Annotated in this window: 19 protein-coding genes; 12 read left to right on the forward strand and 7 right to left on the reverse strand. The window is 66.8% G+C overall.

What is annotated here, in order from left to right:
• The first annotated feature begins 18 nt into the window (after positions 1-18).
• The 11 genes from tal (at position 19) to BR47_RS33260 (ending at position 8020) form a co-directional block, all read left to right on the forward strand.
• Positions 19-1128 (forward strand): transaldolase, encoded by a 1110-nt coding sequence (gene tal / locus BR47_RS0121325; protein WP_020100583.1) that lies wholly within the window; start codon positions 19-21, stop codon positions 1126-1128.
• Positions 1125-2684 carry a glucose-6-phosphate dehydrogenase gene (zwf, locus tag BR47_RS0121330; protein WP_029120727.1) on the forward strand — a complete coding sequence of 520 codons (1560 nt, stop codon included), beginning with the start codon at positions 1125-1127 and terminating at the stop codon, positions 2682-2684. The genes tal and zwf overlap by 4 nt, the downstream gene beginning before the upstream one ends.
• On the forward strand, positions 2681-3592 hold the full coding sequence (opcA, locus tag BR47_RS0121335; RefSeq protein WP_029120728.1) for a glucose-6-phosphate dehydrogenase assembly protein OpcA: 912 nt from the start codon (positions 2681-2683) through the stop codon (positions 3590-3592). Before zwf ends, opcA begins: the two co-directional genes overlap by 4 nt.
• A complete protein-coding gene (gene pgl, locus BR47_RS0121340; RefSeq protein WP_029120729.1) occupies positions 3585-4319 on the forward strand; it encodes a 6-phosphogluconolactonase in 735 nt (244 codons plus the stop codon). The genes opcA and pgl overlap by 8 nt, the downstream gene beginning before the upstream one ends.
• Before the next feature lie 2 nt (positions 4320-4321).
• Positions 4322-4690, forward strand: a complete 369-nt coding sequence (locus BR47_RS0121345) for a hypothetical protein (RefSeq protein WP_020100587.1) — start codon at positions 4322-4324, stop codon at positions 4688-4690.
• 172 nt (positions 4691-4862) lie between these two features.
• Entirely contained in the window at positions 4863-6257 is a 1395-nt protein-coding gene (locus tag BR47_RS31075) for an HNH endonuclease signature motif containing protein (protein ID WP_036427634.1), read from the forward strand.
• A gap of 304 nt (positions 6258-6561) precedes the next feature.
• Complete coding sequence (locus BR47_RS0121355) at positions 6562-7014, forward strand: hypothetical protein (RefSeq protein ID WP_029120730.1); 453 nt, start codon at positions 6562-6564, stop codon at positions 7012-7014.
• A 67-nt stretch (positions 7015-7081) separates the two neighbouring features.
• A complete protein-coding gene (locus BR47_RS32745; protein WP_081831358.1) occupies positions 7082-7255 on the forward strand; it encodes a CsbD family protein in 174 nt (57 codons plus the stop codon).
• A 45-nt stretch (positions 7256-7300) separates the two neighbouring features.
• On the forward strand, positions 7301-7459 hold the full coding sequence (locus BR47_RS33570; protein ID WP_020100591.1) for a DUF6131 family protein: 159 nt from the start codon (positions 7301-7303) through the stop codon (positions 7457-7459).
• Between the two features lie 126 nt (positions 7460-7585).
• Entirely contained in the window at positions 7586-7786 is a 201-nt protein-coding gene (locus BR47_RS0121370) for a hypothetical protein (protein WP_036427635.1), read from the forward strand.
• Positions 7787-7852: 66 nt separating this feature from the next.
• Positions 7853-8020, forward strand: coding sequence for a hypothetical protein (locus BR47_RS33260; RefSeq protein WP_155987078.1), 168 nt, complete (start codon positions 7853-7855; stop codon positions 8018-8020).
• Positions 8021-8039: 19 nt separating this feature from the next.
• Here BR47_RS33260 and ppc read toward each other — a convergent pair whose 3' ends face one another.
• From ppc to secG, 4 genes are all read right to left on the reverse strand, one after another.
• Positions 8040-10847: a phosphoenolpyruvate carboxylase gene (ppc, locus tag BR47_RS0121380; RefSeq protein WP_029120732.1), complete on the reverse strand. Its 2808-nt coding sequence runs from the start codon at positions 10845-10847 to the stop codon at positions 8040-8042.
• A 54-nt stretch (positions 10848-10901) separates the two neighbouring features.
• Positions 10902-11267, reverse strand: a complete 366-nt coding sequence (locus tag BR47_RS32210) for a hypothetical protein (RefSeq protein ID WP_141772256.1) — start codon at positions 11265-11267, stop codon at positions 10902-10904.
• Positions 11264-11857: an MspA family porin gene (locus tag BR47_RS0121390; RefSeq protein WP_502685832.1), complete on the reverse strand. Its 594-nt coding sequence runs from the start codon at positions 11855-11857 to the stop codon at positions 11264-11266. The genes BR47_RS32210 and BR47_RS0121390 overlap by 4 nt, the downstream gene beginning before the upstream one ends.
• Positions 11858-12037: 180 nt before the next feature.
• The gene (secG, locus tag BR47_RS0121395; protein WP_029105032.1) at positions 12038-12274 is read right to left on the reverse strand and encodes a preprotein translocase subunit SecG; all 237 of its coding nucleotides are present in this window, start codon (positions 12272-12274) and stop codon (positions 12038-12040) included.
• A 169-nt stretch (positions 12275-12443) separates the two neighbouring features.
• Here secG and BR47_RS0121400 point away from each other — a divergent pair, with 169 nt between their 5' ends.
• The gene (locus BR47_RS0121400; protein WP_138158388.1) at positions 12444-12755 is read left to right on the forward strand and encodes a hypothetical protein; all 312 of its coding nucleotides are present in this window, start codon (positions 12444-12446) and stop codon (positions 12753-12755) included.
• Positions 12756-12759: 4 nt separating this feature from the next.
• Here BR47_RS0121400 and tpiA read toward each other — a convergent pair whose 3' ends face one another.
• The 3 genes from tpiA to gap form a co-directional block, all read right to left on the reverse strand.
• Positions 12760-13545, reverse strand: a complete 786-nt coding sequence (gene tpiA / locus BR47_RS33830) for a triose-phosphate isomerase (RefSeq protein ID WP_029120735.1) — start codon at positions 13543-13545, stop codon at positions 12760-12762.
• Positions 13546-13548: 3 nt separating this feature from the next.
• On the reverse strand, positions 13549-14775 hold the full coding sequence (locus BR47_RS33835) for a phosphoglycerate kinase (RefSeq protein ID WP_029120736.1): 1227 nt from the start codon (positions 14773-14775) through the stop codon (positions 13549-13551).
• A 23-nt stretch (positions 14776-14798) separates the two neighbouring features.
• A partial coding sequence (gene gap, locus BR47_RS0121415) for a type I glyceraldehyde-3-phosphate dehydrogenase (RefSeq protein ID WP_029120302.1) occupies positions 14799-15692 on the reverse strand: 894 nt, incomplete at its 5' end.

Below are 15692 nucleotides of genomic sequence, written 5' to 3' on the forward strand. Positions count from 1 at the left end.
TCAGAAAAGAGCACCCTCATGACTCAGAACCCGAACCTCGCGGCGCTGAGCGCCGCCGGTGTCTCCGTGTGGCTCGACGACCTGTCGCGTGAGCGGCTGCAGTCGGGGAACCTCACCGAGTTGATCAACACCCGCAGCGTCGTGGGCGTCACCACCAACCCGTCGATCTTCCAGGCCGCGCTGTCGAAGGGCACGGCCTACGACGAGCAGGTGCACGAGTTGGCAGCGCGTGGCGCCGATGTGGACGCCACCATCCGCACCGTCACCACCGATGACGTCCGCAACGCGTGCGACGTGCTGGCCAAGGTGTACGAGGCCTCCGGCGGGGTCGACGGCCGAGTGTCCATCGAGGTGGACCCGCGGCTGGCGCACGACACCGACAAGACGATCCTGCAGGCCATCGAGCTGTGGAAGATCGTCGACCGGCCCAACCTGCTGATCAAGATTCCGGCGACGCTGGCGGGCCTGCCGGCGATCACCGCGGTCATCGCCGAGGGCATCTCGGTCAACGTCACCCTCATCTTCTCGGTCGAGCGGCACCGCGCCGTGATGGACGCCTACCTGACCGGGCTCGAGAAGGCCCGCGAAGCCGGCCACGACCTGTCCAAGATCCATTCCGTCGCTTCGTTCTTCGTGTCCCGCGTGGACACCGAGATCGACGCGCGGCTGGAGAAGATCGGCGGCTCGGCGCTGGGTCTGCGCGGCAAGGCCGGCGTCGCCAACGCCCGGCTGGCCTACGCGGCCTACGAGCAGGTCTTCGGCGGACCGCAGTTCGCGAACCTCAAGGCCGAGGGCGCTCGCGTGCAGCGTCCGCTGTGGGCGTCGACCGGCGTGAAGAACCCGGACTACCCGGACACGCTGTACGTCACCGAACTGGTGGCCGCCAACACGGTCAACACCATGCCGGAGAAGACGCTGGAGGCGGTCGCCGACCACGGTCAGATCACCGGAGACACCATCTCCGGCACGGCGGCCGCGGCGCAGGCCGTGTTCGACGAGCTCTCGGCCGTCGGCATCGACCTGGACGACGTGTTCAACCTCCTCGAGGTCGAGGGCGTGGAGAAGTTCGAGAAGTCCTGGGCCGAGCTGCTCGAGGCCACTCAGGGTCAGCTCGACGCGCTGAAATGAGCGACAGCAGCGGGCGGCCGACGGACTGGGTGAACCCGCTGCGGGACAAGCGTGACAAGCGCATGCCCCGCATCGCCGGCCCGTGCGCGGTCGTGATCTTCGGTGTCACAGGCGATCTCGCCCGGAAGAAGCTCATGCCGGCGATCTACGACCTCGCGAACCGTGGGCTGCTGCCGCCGTCGTTCGCCTTGGTCGGGTTCGCCCGGCGAGACTGGGCCGACGAAGATTTCGGCAAGGTCGTCTACGACGCCGTCAAACAACATGCTCGGACACCGTTCCGGCAGGAGGTCTGGGACCGGCTGGCCGAGGGATTCCGGTTCGTGCAGGGCACGTTCGACGACGACGCGGCGTTCCAACGGCTGCGTGACACGTTGCACAAGCTCGACGAGGAACGCGGCACCGGCGGCAATCACGCGTTCTACCTGTCGATTCCGCCGAACGCGTTCCCGCAGGTGTGCGAGCAGCTGTCGACGTCCGGCCTGGCCAACAAGTCGGACGGGTCCTGGAGCCGGGTGGTCATCGAGAAACCGTTCGGTCACGACCTGGCCAGCGCCGAAGCGCTCAACGGGGTCGTCAACAGTGTGTTCCCTGAGTCGTCGGTGTTCCGCATCGACCACTACCTGGGCAAGGAGACCGTCCAGAACATCCTGGCCCTGCGGTTCGCCAACGAGTTGTTCGAGCCGGTGTGGAACGCCCATTACGTCGACAGTGTGCAGATCACCATGGCCGAAGACATCGGGCTCGGTGGCCGCGGCGGTTACTACGACGGGGTGGGCGCTGCCCGCGACGTCATTCAGAACCACCTCCTGCAGCTGCTCGCGCTGACGGCGCTGGAGGAGCCGGTCAACTTCTCGCCGCATGAACTGCAGGCCGAGAAGATCAAGGTGCTGTCGGCGACGCACCTGGCCGAGCCGCTGGACGAGACCACGGCACGCGGTCAGTACGCCGCCGGCTGGCAGGGCGGGCAGAAGGTGGTCGGGCTGCTCGATGAGGAAGGCTTCTCGAAGACGTCCACCACCGAGACATACGCCGCGATCACCGTCGAGGTGGACACCCGACGGTGGGCCGGGGTGCCGTTCTACCTGCGCACCGGAAAACGGTTGGGGCGCAGGGTCACCGAGATCGCGCTGGTGTTCAAGCGGGCCCCGCACCTGCCGTTCGATGCGACGATGACCGACGAGCTCGGGCAGAACGCATTGGTGATCCGGGTGCAGCCCGACGAAGGCATCACCCTGCGGTTCGGTTCGAAGGTGCCCGGGCATCTCATGGAGGTCCGCGACGTCAGCATGGACTTCTCGTACGGTTCGGCGTTCGCCGAGGACTCCCCCGAAGCCTACGAACGACTGATCCTCGATGTCCTGCTCGGCGAACCGTCGCTGTTCCCGGTCAACGCCGAAGTCGAATTGTCCTGGAAGATATTGGATCCCGCGCTCGAACATTGGGCGGCGCAGGACCGCGCCGGCGGCCGGCCCGAGGCCTACGAAGCAGGCACATGGGGGCCGGATTCGGCGTTCGAGATGTTGCGGCGTACCGGCCGCGAATGGAGGCGGCCGTGATTCTCGAACTGCCCGACACCGATACCGGTGCGATCAACAAGAAGATCGTCGCCCTGCGCGAAGAGGGCGGCGCCATCACCCTCGGGCGGGTGCTGACCCTGGTGGTGGCACCTGACACCGAAGCCATGCTGGAAGAGGCTATCGACGCGGCCAACACCGCCAGCCGCGAACACCCGTGCCGCGTCATCGTGGTGATCCCGGGTGACCGCCTTGCCACCGAGGCCCGCCTGGACGCCCAACTCCGGGTGGGCCGCGATGCCGGCGCCAATGAGGTTGTGGTGCTTCGCCTTTCGGGGCCGCTGGCCGGCCACGCCAGCAGCGTGGTGACGCCATTCCTGCTTCCGGATACCCCGGTGGTCACCTGGTGGCCCGATGTGGCACCGGCGGTGCCGGCGGCCGACCCGCTGGGCAAGCTGGCGATCCGCCGGATCACCGATGCCACCAACGGCGAAGACCCGCTGGCGTGCATCAAGAGCCGACTGGCCGGCTACACGTCCGGGGACACCGATCTGGCCTGGAGCCGGGTGACCTACTGGCGGGCGCTGCTCGCCGCCGCGCTGGATCAGGCACCGTATGAACCGATCACCGAAGCATTGGTGTCGGGGCTGAAAGACGAACCGGCCCTGGACATCTTGGCCGGCTGGCTGGCGGCCTGCATCGACGGTCCTGTGACACGTGCAGTCGGCGATCTCAAAGTCGTGCTGACCCGGCCGAGCGAGACCATCACGCTGAGCCGCCCGCAGACCGGTGTCACCGCGTCGCTCACCCGCACCGGCCGACCGGAGGCCCACATTCCGCTGGCGCGCAGGGAAGCTCGCGACTGCCTCGCCGAAGAGATGCGCCGGCTCGATGCCGACGAGATCTACCATCGCGCCCTGGTGGGCCTGGACAAGGTCATATATGTCTGAACAGATCATCGAAAAGTATTCCGACGCAGACGCTCTGGTGACCGCGGTCGGCGATCGCCTCGTGACGGCCATCAACGGCGCCATCGAGGCCCGCGGCGTGGCGTACATCGTGCTGACCGGCGGCGGCACCGGCATCAAGTTGCTCAAGCATGTCGGCGGGCATCCGATCGACTGGGCCAAGGTGCACCTGTTCTGGGGTGACGACCGTTTCGTGCCGGCCGACGACGCGGACCGGAACAGCAAGCAGGCGCGCGAGGCGTTGCTGAATTCCGTTGCCATTCCGGCGGAGAACGTGCATGCGATGGCCGCCAGCGATGGCGAGTTCGGCGACGACATCGACGCCGCGGCCGCCGCCTACGCGCGCGAGCTGGTCGAGGTGGCCGGGAATGGTTCGCCGACACCGGAATTCGACGTGCACCTGTTGGGCATGGGCGGCGAGGGCCACATCAATTCGCTGTTCCCGCACACCGACGCGGTGCGCGAGACGGCACGGTACGTCGTCGCTGTCACCGACTCCCCCAAGCCACCGCCGCGGCGGATCACCCTGACGCTGCCCGCAGTCCGCCGCGCCCGTGAGGTGTGGCTGGTCGTGGCCGGTGCCGAGAAGGCCGACGCGGTCGCGGCCGCCGTCGGTGGCGCTGCGCCAGAAGACATTCCAGCAGCCGGCGCCATCGGCACCGAGGCGACGGTGTGGTTGCTCGACGCGGCCGCGGCGGCGAAGCTGTAGCCATGGTCGACAAAGGCGATGGGCGGACCCGTCCGGTCGGCGGCCGGATCCGGACGCTCACGCAGGCGGCGCTGAACGCCGATGTCACCGTCTCCCAGGTCGATGCACTGCTCGTCGACATGGAAGGCACGCTGGCCACCCTCAGCGGGCTGACCGACAACCTCGACGCGACGATGTCGCGGTTCAACGAGACCATCACCCAGATCGACGAACTCGCGCCCCGCATTTTTGGGGTCGTCGATCGGATGGAGGCGATCGTGACGCGTGTCGAGGCAATCGTCGGCGTCGCCGAGACAGTGCTGTCGCCCATCGCGCTCACCGAGAGTGCCGTGCGTGGCGTGCTGAAGTCAGTTCGCGGTTGGGCTCCGTAGCGCACCTGCTGCCTACCCAACGGCATCCCAAGGCGCCGTTAGGCCACGATTTCCACTGCCATCCGCGCACCGCCCAAAAAACTCTGGTCACTTTGTTTTCCCTGGTCACAGTAGGTAACTAGCGCCACATTTCCCGCAGGTTCTTGTCGGTGCTTCGAACTAGTGTTCGAATATGGCCACGGACCGCGCCACCATCTTCGCCGCTCATGCGGCGCTGGAGAATGCGGTCACCGAGATCAACGAGTTCGACTACAGCGGCCTATCGGTCACTGATCAACTCGAACTGCTGTCGCGCCGGGAAGTGCTCGCGCGCCGCATGCCGGTCGCCGACCACGCACTTCTGGCGGGCCTTCAAGGGCAAACCACGCCGCACGAGATCGGAGCGAAGAGTTGGGCCGACGCCCTGACCATCCGCCTTCACATCTCCGCAGATGAGGCCCGGCGACGCGTCCGCGACATGGCCGATCTGGGCCCACGCACCGCTGTCACCGGCGAGACGCTGGCACCGGCGTACGAACACATCGCCGCAGCCCAAGCCGCGGGCGCGATCGGCGCCGAACACATCGCGATCATGAACACGTTCGTCAAGAACCTGCCCGCCTGGGTGGACACCACCACCCGCAGCCAATGCGAAGAAACGCTGATCACCAACGCCGCCGCAGGTCAAACCCCCGAAGAACTCAAAGCGGCCGCCGATCTGCAGTTGTACCTGCTCGACCAGGACGGGCCACTACCCGATGACGCCGAACGAGCCCGCAAACGCAGCTTCCGAATCGGCAAGCAGCAACCCGACGGAATGTCCAAGGTGCAGGGCTGGCTCGACCCCGAAGCGCGCGCCACCCTCGAAGCAGTCCAGGCCAAACTCGGCGCCCCCGGCATGTGCAACCCCGCCGACCCCACACCATGTCAGTCGGGCACACCCACTCAGGCCCAGATCGACAACGACACCCGCAGCGCCGAACAACGCAACCACGACGCCCTCACCGCAATGGGCCGGATCACCCTCGGCACCGACCTCGGCCATCACAACGGCATACCCGTCACCATCGTGGTCACCACCACCCTGCAAGAACTCGAACACGGTACCGGGCTGGCCCTCACCCACACCGGCTCCAAACTGCCCATCCCTGACCTGATCCGGATGGCCGCCCGCAGCGCCCAACCGTATCTGCTCGTGTTCGACAAGCACACCAACGTCCCCCTGTACCTGGGCCGCAGCCGCCGCACCGCATCACTGGGACAGCGGCTGGCACTGTTCGGCCGCGACCGCGGCTGCACCCGCCCCAACTGCACCGCCCCCGCCTCGCGCTCCCAAGCTCACCACGTGAATACCGACTGGCGTGACGACGGACCCACCGACATCACCAATCTCGCCTTGGCGTGCGGCTGCGACAACCGCCTCGCCGACACCGGCGGCTGGACCACCACCATGAAAAACGGCAGAGCCCACTGGACCCCACCACAACTACTCGACGTCGACCAACCAAGAACCAACCAGTACTGGCATCCGCAGCTCTACCCCGCCGAAGGCGAAGGTGACAGCGAAAGTGACAGTCCCGCAAATTGATTGGGCGTTTCACAGCGTCCCACCATCGCCGAGCACCCGGTCGGCTGACGAACTGCGCCGCCGGCAAATGGGGTGCGGCGCGCCACGAACCGCTCGTTGCGCCGCAGTTCTCGGAGATGAACTGGTCGCTGTTGCCGACGCTCGCCGCCGCGGTCTGCACTTCCACCCTCGCGCCCGCTACCGCATCACCGAAGAGGCCGGTCAGCCCTTCGCGACAATGTAGGTCGATGCTGTAGCTCTACACTGTTGACAGCAGGGAAAATGGGGCGTGTACTGGACTTCTAGCAGTATTAGAGGTGCCACCATGATCGTCATCATTGGACTAGTCGTACTGCTCATGGCGATGATCGCAGGATTCGCCGGCGTGCTCACCAACTCGGGAGCCGCCCACCCGCTGACCGAGAACTTCTCGCTCCTGGGCTATCACGTCACAGGGTCGACCGGCGCGGTGTTCCTGGCCGGGATCGCGGTCGGCGCAGTGGCGATGCTGGGTCTTGCCGTGTTGCTGGCAGGCGCACAGCGTACCGCTGGGCGCGGGCGAGATGCCCGACACCAACTCAAGGATTCGCAACGTGAAACGGCGTTGCTCAACCAGGAGCGCGATCAACGGCTCGAGCATCAGCCAGCCGACACCACCACCGGATCACCGGTGAAGCGCCAGCGAACGACCTCGGGGCACAGCAGGTTTCCCTTGCTCCAGCGCTGGACGCGCGGTCTGCGACCTGCGGGCACCGCGCATGCCTACAGGCCGCGGTAACACCCGCCTGCGATCACAAGCGTCAGCCGCAGTCGCGGCGTAACCAAAAGAAGGAAGGCGACAGCCAATGAGCATCACCAGGACCATGGCCAACAAGACCGAGGCCGCCAAAGGCGCCTTGAAGAAGTTCATCGGCCAGAGCACCGGCAACACCCGGTTGCGCACCGAAGGCCGGGTCGATCAGTTCAAAGGCAACGCCAAACAGGCCGGCTCCAACATCAAAAACGCTTTCAAACCCTAACCAGCTATCCCCCAACCACATCGGCATCGAAACGAGGTAGACGCCATGATCGTCGCCGGAATCGTCCTCATCATCGCCGGCATGCTGCTCAACACCAACCTGCCCCTGGTGCCCATCGGAGTCGTCCTTCTCGTCATCGGCTTGGTACTGATGGCCATGGGACGGATGGGACGCCCCGCATTCGGCCGCCGCCACTACTACTAGCACTGGCCGGCAACACGTCTCGCCGAGACGTGATTCACCGCGGCGTGGGCACGGCGCAATCACTTACCGCTGCCAAGTGATGCAACTCCCCGCAGCCACCCGGCCGAATGTCAGAGGAGAAACATCATGCGATACGCAGGGCTATTGGTAGTCGTATGGCTGGTCATCGGCGCCTTCGCCACCGGCCAACGCGGCTTCTTCACCCACGCCGAACAGAACTGCGCCAGCGTGGGGACCATCGCGGTCACCGTGATCGCAGGACCACTGAACTACCTGGGTGTCAATCCGAAGGTCACGAACTGTGTTGTGCCCCAGCCCAGTTCGTGACAACCATGGCTCAAGTCCGATCGACCTGCACCTAGGTATCCTACTCAACCACTCCAAGAAGCCAGCATGATCATCAGCACCCAGGCTTTGATCGTCGTCGTCGCGATCGCAGCCATCGTCTTACTCATCGCCCTCGGGGCGATGTTGATGAAAAAGAGCGTTCTCCTGCTTGTCAAAAGCCGGGCAAGCCGGCCGGCGCGCGCCGCCCACCACGGCTCGACGCCGTTCGTCTAACGGCGGGCCAAAATCGCCGCTACCCGCTGTTGCGCAGCGCGGTGGCCAACCCACTCATGGTCAGGAGAATGCCGCGCTGCACGAGTTCGGCGTCGTCGCCCGAGCGGTAGCGGCGCAGCAGCTCGACCTGGAGGTGGTTGAGCGGCTCCAGGTACGGGAACCGGTTGAACACCGACCGTGCGAGGGCCGGGTTGTCGGCGAGCAGGTCGTCGTGGCCTGTGATCAGGGCGTGCATCCGGATGGTCCGCTCATGTTCGGCAGCGATCTTGTCGAACACCCGGTGGCGCAGGGCCTCGTCGTCCACGAGCTCCGAATACCGCGCCGCCAGGCCCAGATCCGACTTGGCGAGCACCTGCGCCATGTTGGACAGCACGGTCCGGAAGAACGGCCACTTCGCGTACAGGTCCTGCAGCACCTCGAGGCCGCCGTCGGTGTTGTCGATGAATTCCTCGAACGCGGTCCCGGTGCCGTACCAGCCGGGCAGCATGACGCGCGACTGGCTCCAGGCCAGCACCCACGGGATGGCCCGCAGATCGGCGATCGACGTGGTCGGCTTGCGGGACGTCGGGCGGCTGCCGATGTTGAGCGCACCGATCTCGCTGACGGGCGTCGACGCCTTGAAGTACTCGACGAATCCCGGTGTCTCGTGCACCAATTCGCTGTAGGCCCGTTGCGCGCGGGCGGCGAGATCGTCGAGCACGTCGTAAGCGGGTGCCGCGGCGTCGCCGAGCCCTTCGACGTCGAGCAGGGTCGATTCGAGGGTCGCGGCCAGCAGGGTCTCCAGATTCCGATGTGCGGCATGCGGTTCGGCGTACTTGGCGGCGATCACCTCACCCTGCTCGGTGATCCGCAGCGAGCCCCGGACCGCACCGGGCGGCTGGGCGAGGATCGCGTCGTAGCTCGGGCCACCACCGCGGCCGACGGTGCCGCCGCGGCCATGGAACAGCCGCAGCCGGATTCCGGTCTTGCGCGCCGATTCCACGAGATCGAGCTCGGCGCGGTACAGCGCCCAGTTGGCCGCCAGGTACCCGCCGTCCTTGTTGGAGTCGGAGTAGCCGAGCATGACCTCCTGGTGGTCGCCGCGGGCGGTGACGATCGACCGGTACAGCGGAATGGCAAGGGCCGCTTCCAGAATGGCCGACCCGCGTTGCAGGTCGTCAATGGTCTCGAACAAGGGCACGATGCCGACCGGGCTGTACGGCTCGGGCCCCGCGGCATCGAGCAGGCCGGCCTCTTTGAGCAGCACTCCCGCCTCGAGGAGATCGGATACCGACTGACACATCGAGATGATGTAGTTGGGGACGGCCTCGGACCCGAACACCTCGACGGCCCGGGCAGCCGCCGCGACGATGTCCAGTTCCTTGCGCGCCAGTTCCGACAGCTGGGCGTCGCGCCCCACCAGCGGCCGCCGCGTGGACAGCTCCTCGACCAGGACGGCGACCCGCTCGTCCTCCGGCAGCGAGGCGTAGTCGGGGTGCACACCGGCCCAGGCCAACAGCTCAGCCACCACCTGCTCGTGCACTTCGGAGTTCTGGCGCAAGTCCAGGCCACACAGATGGAACCCGAAGACGCGCACCGACTCTCGCAACCGGGCCAGCCGGTCGTCGGCCAGCACGCTGGTGCCGCCGGCGCGCAACGAGGCGTCGATGACGTCCAGGTCGGCGAGCAGTTCGGCGGGCGTGGCGTACGGCGGCAGGCCGAGGTCCAGCTCGTGCTCGGGCTGCCGGTCGAGAATCTCGGCGGCGGTGGCCGTCAGGCGCCCGCGCAGCACGTGCAGCGCCTGGCGGTACGGTTCGTCGGCGTGGGCCGGTTCGGGATGCTGGTCGGCCAACTCCTGCAGCGCATCGCTGACGCGGACCAGCCGCGCCGACATCGACAATTCGTGTTCCAGCGCAAGGAGTTCGGCGAAGTAGCGGTCGAATGCGGTGTAGGCCGCACCGCCGGTGGCCAGGCGTACCACGTCGGCGGTGACGTTGGGATTGCCGTCGCGGTCACCGCCGATCCATGAACCGGGCCGCAGGATCGGCGTCTCCAGCAGCGGCTCACCCGGCCAGCGGGCCTGCAGCGCGCCACGCACCTCCGCGTTGACGCGTGGGATGACGTCGAAGAACGCAGCCGGGTAGTAACGCAGCCCGGTGGCGATCTCGTCTTGAATCTTCAACCGCGACAAGCGGATCAGCGCCGTCTGCCACAGCGTGAGAATGTGCCGGCGCAGCTCGGTCTCGATGTCGCGGTCGTCGCGCGTCAGGCTGTGCCCGTGCAACCGCAGCCGCATCAGGTCGGTGATCCGGTTCTGGGTGTCGAAAATGGTGCGCCGCCGGGTTTCGGTGGGATGAGCGGTGATCACGGGCGAGACCAGCGCACCGCGCAGCGCGTCGGCGACCGCGGCACCGTCCAATCCCCCGGCTTCGTCCAGCTTACGGTACGTCGCGGCCAGGCTGCTGTCCTGCGGCGGCTCCCCCGCTGCCACGTGCACCGCGCGCCGCCGCTCGCGGTGAATGTCCTCGGCGACGTTGGCCAGCAGCGCGAAATGCGTGAATGCCCTGATCACCGGGATGGCCTGATGAATGTCGATGCCGGAGAACAACGCTGCGAGCTCCGCCCGGTCGATCTCGGAACGACGCACGCGGAACGATTCGACCCGTGCCCGTTCCACGAGGTCGAAGACGGCGTCACCGTTCTGCTCGCGCACCGTGTCACCGAGAATGGCGCCGAGCAGCCGGATGTCTTCGCGCATGGGTTCGGTGGCCTCACGGCCCAGTTCGGTGCGCTGAACCGATCCGATCGGCAGCAGCGTGGTGTCGGGAGCGTTCGGAACCTCGGCCATCACTTCAGTATCGACGCCATACGCCGTTGGCGCAGAGCACGGAGACCGACTCGGTCACGGGGAACCAACGGGGACGATCGGCGTCGACGACGTCGTGGGTGTGGCCGGGCCGCTCGTTCGCGACGTCGTGGTCGACGGTTTCTGCCCGTCGGGCAACACAATTGGGTGCGAATCGCCGCCGTCGCCGCCCTCGCCGGAACTGTCCGCATCCAGGTTCGGCGGCCAGTCCACCGACGTCGGCGGCCAGGCCTTCGCCGACGAGCTGCCGCCACCCGGTGGCGCACAACCCGATCCGGCACCGAAGTCGCCCGCGCCGGTGCAGTCGGCACGAGCGACCGGTGCAAGAACCAAGAACCAGGCCGATGCCGCGACGCCGACCACCGCGGCCCGGCGTCTCACCGGCGTTCGTACGACACTCATAGCTGCAGGATGTCCCCGTAGGCGTTGACGCTGTCGTCGTTCTTGTCTGTATCGATCGTCACCGTCGAGAAGAACCGGACGGCCACCGCCCCGCCGCAGGCGTCAACCTTGACGTGGGCGTCGTGGACGGTGATGCCGCCGGTGCGGCCCTTCAGCGATTTCTTGCCGAGCACGACGTTGGTGATCGTGCCCGGCAGCAGGTTCACCGAGACGTTGCCCTCCAGATCGGCGTAGGGACCGATGGCATTCAGCACGTTTCCGCTGAATCCGGGGTTGATTCCGATGTCGGCGTCGCCGCCGACGCTGGCGCCCTCGCTGAGGTCGACCTGACAGCCCAGCTGCAGGCCCACGATCAACGTCCCGTTGTTGACGGCCGACGAGCCGCTCCCGTCGATGGTGGCCTCGGCCCGGCCGGTGACGAAGCCTTCGCGCGTGAAGGCTGTCGCCGCCATGTTGGGCACCGAGTTGACGGTCATCTGGGTGAGCGAAACCCCAAGGCGCCAGCCATCTTCGGTGTTGACGGCCTGGCGGACATCCGCAACCGGCAGCGGATCGGCAGACGCCACACCACCGGCCACGCAGAGCAGCACCGCCGCGCCTGCGCCGATACGAAGAAGATGCACCACGAGGCGAGATTAGGGGCCGGCGCTATGCGCGCCCTGTCATCGGGATAAGCGCCGGCACAGCACCCGCTGGACGGTTGCTGTCAGTAGCTGAACAAACAGAACCGGCCACGCCTGAGAGGCGTGGCCGGTTCTGGAAGTCTGAAGCTAGGCGCCGTACTTGATCTGCAGCGCGATGCCGATGATCGACACCAGCCAGATGCCGGTGATGAAGTAGGTCAGCCGGTCGAGGTTCTTCTCGACCACGGTGGACCCGGACAGGCTGGACTGCACACCGCCGCCGAACAGGGTCGACAGACCGCCACCCTTGGCCCGGTGGAGCAACACCAGCAACACAACCAACACGCTGGTGATGATCAACGTGATCTGCAGGGCCAAAATCATGAGCCACAGCTTACCGGGTGAAGTGCCGTAGCCCGGCCGCGGTCCGCCGTCGCGTCGTCCCCATGACCACAACTGCGTTGCTGATTCCGCGCCACCGGCGACCGTGACGGCGCACCATGGACACATCAACATCCACTACTCGGCCTATTTGGAGGCCAACATGTCCGTAGTGAAACGTGCTTCCGCGGCTTTGCTGACTGCCGCATTTGCGCTGACGACACCGGCAATATCGCTCGCCGCGCCCAGCGACGACACCTGGGATATCGAGGCATACGACAACTGCATGAAGAAGACCATCCGGAATCCGGACTTGTGCTGTGTCGAGTCCGGGGGCATTCCCGGAATGGACCCCGAGACAGGTTGCCACGCGCCGCCGGCCAAGGCGGCAGACGCCCCGTTGACCACCACGCCGACCCGGCAGCTACCGGGAGGCATCAACAGGGGCAACCTGCCCACCATGGTGTTGGAGCCGGCGAACTAGCCCGTCAGGGCAGCGGACCGCCCGCGGCGATCGCCGACAGCGTCGCGAACTGCTCGCCGTCGAGGGATGCGCCGCCGACCAGCGCGCCGTCGATGTCGGACTTGGCGACCAACTCGCCGACGTTCTTGGCGTTGACCGAGCCGCCGTAGAGCACGCGCACGGTCGCGGCGATCTCGGGCGACGCCAGCTCGCCCAGGGTCGAGCGGATGGCGGCGCACACCTCCTGCGCGTCGCCGGCGCTGGCCACGCGCCCGGTGCCGATGGCCCAGACGGGCTCGTAGGCGATGACGACCTGGCTTATCTCGTCCGCCGACAGCCCCGCCAGCGAGCCCGTGAGCTGGCTGGTGCAGTGCTCGACGTGGTTACCGGCCTCGCGGACGTCCAACCCCTCGCCGATGCACACGATCGGGGTCAGGCCGTGCTTGAGCGCGGCCTTGGCCTTGGCGGCGACCAGGGCGTCGTCCTCGTGGTGGTAGGTCCGGCGCTCGGAGTGCCCGACGACGACGAACGTACAGCCCAGCTTGGCCAGGAACGCGCCACTGATCTCACCGGTGTAGGCGCCGGAGTCGTGCTGGGACACGTCCTGGGCGCCGTAGGTGAGCAGCAGCTTGTCGCCGTCGACCAGGGTCTGCACGCTGCGCAGGTCGGTGAACGGCGGCAGGACGGTGACGTCGACCTTGGCGAAGTACTTGTCCGGCAAGGCGAATGCGATCTTCTGTACCAGGGCGATGGCCTCGAAGTGATTGAGGTTCATCTTCCAGTTGCCGGCGATGAGCGGCTTACGCGCCATGGTCTACGACCCCAGAACTTCGATGCCCGGGAGGGTCTTGCCCTCGAGGTACTCCAGTGACGCGCCGCCGCCGGTCGAGATGTGGGAGAAGCCGTCCTCGGCGAGTTCGAGCTGGCGCACCGCGGCAGCCGAGTCGCCGCCACCCACGACGCTGAACGCGCCCTTGGACGTTGCGGTGATGATGGCCTCGGCGACGCCCCGGGTGCCGTCGGCGAAGGCGGGGAACTCGAAGACGCCCATCGGGCCGTTCCAGAACACGGTCTTGGCGTTGGACAGCAGCGCGGTGAAGCGCTTGACCGACTCGGGGCCGATGTCCAGGCCCATCTTGCCGTCCGGGATGCGGTCGGAGGCGACGGTCTCCGGCACGGCGTCGGCGGCGAACTTGTCGGCCACCACGATGTCGACGGGGAGGTGGATGACGTCGGCGTAGGTGTCCAGCAGCCGCTTACAGGTGTCGATCATCTCCTCCTGCAACAGCGAGGTACCGACCGAAAGCCCTTGGGCCGCAAGGAAGGTGAAGCACATGCCGCCGCCGATGACGATGCTGTCGGCCTTGGTGGCGAGGTTCTCGATGACCGCGAGCTTGTCGGACACCTTCGAGCCACCGAGCACGACGGCATACGGACGCTCGGTCGAGCTGGTCAGCTGCTCGAGCACCTTGACCTCGGTGGCCACCAGCGTGCCGGCGTAGTGCGGCAGGATGTTCGCGACGTCGTACACCGAGGCCTGCTTGCGGTGCACCACACCGAAGCCGTCGGAGACGAATGCGCCGGGCGAGCCGTCGGGACCCTCGACCAGCGCCGCCAGCTCACGGGCCAGGGCAGCGCGCTCGGCGTCGTCCTTGCTGGTCTCGCGCGGGTCGAAGCGGATGTTCTCCAGCAGCAGCACGTCGCCGTCGGTCAGACCCTCGGCGCGGGCGAGCGCGTCGGTGCCGACGACATCACCGGCCAGCTGGACGTGGCGACCCAGCTTCTCTCCGAGCGCGGCGGCAACCGGCGCGAGCGAGAACTTGGGGTCCGGTCCGCCCTTGGGCCGGCCCAGGTGCGCGGTGATGACGACCTTGGCACCGGCGTCGGCCAGCGCGGCCAGCGTCGGGACCGAGGCGATGATCCGGCCCGGATCGGTGATGTTGCCGTTCTCGTCGAGCGGGACGTTCAGGTCGGAGCGGACCAGGACGCCCCGCCCCTCTACGCCTTCGGCCAACAGCTCATCGAGGGTCTTGATGCTCATACCTGTCTTTCTCTTACGTGCGTCTACAGCGACTTGCCGACCAGTGCGGCCAGATCGGCGATCCGGTTGGAGTAGCCCCACTCGTTGTCATACCAGGACACGACCTTGGCTTGGTTGTCGATCACCTTGGTCAGTCCCGCATCGAACAGTGAACTGTGCGGGTCGGTGACGATATCGGACGACACGATGGGCGCGTCGTAGTACTTCAAAATCCCCTTCAACGGACCCTCGGCCGCGGCCTGCATCGCCGCATTGATCTGCGCCGCCGTCGCCGACTTACCCAGGTCCGCGGTCAGATCGGTCACCGACCCGGTCGGCACCGGCACCCGCAACGCATACCCGTCCAACTTGCCCTTGAGCTCGGGCAGCACCAGCCCGATGGCCTTGGCCGCCCCGGTCGAGGTCGGCACGATGTTGATCGCCGCCGCCCGCGCCCGCCGCAGATCCTTGTGCGGCCCGTCCTGCAGGTTCTGATCCTGGGTGTAGGCGTGGATCGTGGTCATCAGCCCGCGCACGATCCCGAACTCGTCATTGAGCACTTTGGCGATGGGGCCCAGACAGTTCGTGGTGCACGAGGCATTCGAGATGATGTTCTGGCTGCCGTCGTACTTGTCGTCGTTGACACCCATCACGATGGTGATGTCCTCACCGGTCGCCGGCGCCGAGATGACCACCTTCTTGGCCCCGGCCTCCAGATGCCCCCGGGCTTTGGCCGCGTCGGTGAAAATCCCGGTCGACTCCACCACGATGTCCACCCCCAGATCCCCCCAGGGCAGCGCCGCCGGACCCTCCTTGACCGCCAGCGCCTTGATCTTGGTCTCACCCACGATCAGGGTGTCCCCGTCCGCGCGCACGTCATAGGGCAACCGGCCCAGGATCGAATCGAACTTCAACAGATGCGCCAACGCATCGGTGGA

Origin of the sequence: Mycobacterium sp. UNC410CL29Cvi84 (genome assembly GCF_000686745.1) — a bacterium.
GTDB classification, from domain to species: domain Bacteria; phylum Actinomycetota; class Actinomycetes; order Mycobacteriales; family Mycobacteriaceae; genus Mycobacterium; species Mycobacterium mucogenicum_B.

Coding starts and splice junctions, on each gene's coding strand:
- BR47_RS0121355 (WP_029120730.1), top strand. CDS start 6,562: ATGATCGTCATCATTGGACTAGTCGTACTGCTCATGGCGATGATCGCA.
- BR47_RS33570 (WP_020100591.1), top strand. CDS start 7,301: ATGATCGTCGCCGGAATCGTCCTCATCATCGCCGGCATGCTGCTCAAC.
- BR47_RS32210 (WP_141772256.1), bottom strand. CDS start 11,267: ATGAGTGTCGTACGAACGCCGGTGAGACGCCGGGCCGCGGTGGTCGGC.
- ppc (WP_029120732.1), bottom strand. CDS start 10,847: ATGGCCGAGGTTCCGAACGCTCCCGACACCACGCTGCTGCCGATCGGA.
- BR47_RS0121345 (WP_020100587.1), top strand. CDS start 4,322: ATGGTCGACAAAGGCGATGGGCGGACCCGTCCGGTCGGCGGCCGGATC.
- tpiA (WP_029120735.1), bottom strand. CDS start 13,545: ATGGCGCGTAAGCCGCTCATCGCCGGCAACTGGAAGATGAACCTCAAT.
- BR47_RS33260 (WP_155987078.1), top strand. CDS start 7,853: ATGATCATCAGCACCCAGGCTTTGATCGTCGTCGTCGCGATCGCAGCC.
- BR47_RS32745 (WP_081831358.1), top strand. CDS start 7,082: ATGAGCATCACCAGGACCATGGCCAACAAGACCGAGGCCGCCAAAGGC.
- tal (WP_020100583.1), top strand. CDS start 19: ATGACTCAGAACCCGAACCTCGCGGCGCTGAGCGCCGCCGGTGTCTCC.
- BR47_RS0121370 (WP_036427635.1), top strand. CDS start 7,586: ATGCGATACGCAGGGCTATTGGTAGTCGTATGGCTGGTCATCGGCGCC.
- zwf (WP_029120727.1), top strand. CDS start 1,125: ATGAGCGACAGCAGCGGGCGGCCGACGGACTGGGTGAACCCGCTGCGG.
- pgl (WP_029120729.1), top strand. CDS start 3,585: ATGTCTGAACAGATCATCGAAAAGTATTCCGACGCAGACGCTCTGGTG.
- secG (WP_029105032.1), bottom strand. CDS start 12,274: ATGATTTTGGCCCTGCAGATCACGTTGATCATCACCAGCGTGTTGGTT.
- BR47_RS31075 (WP_036427634.1), top strand. CDS start 4,863: ATGGCCACGGACCGCGCCACCATCTTCGCCGCTCATGCGGCGCTGGAG.
- BR47_RS33835 (WP_029120736.1), bottom strand. CDS start 14,775: ATGAGCATCAAGACCCTCGATGAGCTGTTGGCCGAAGGCGTAGAGGGG.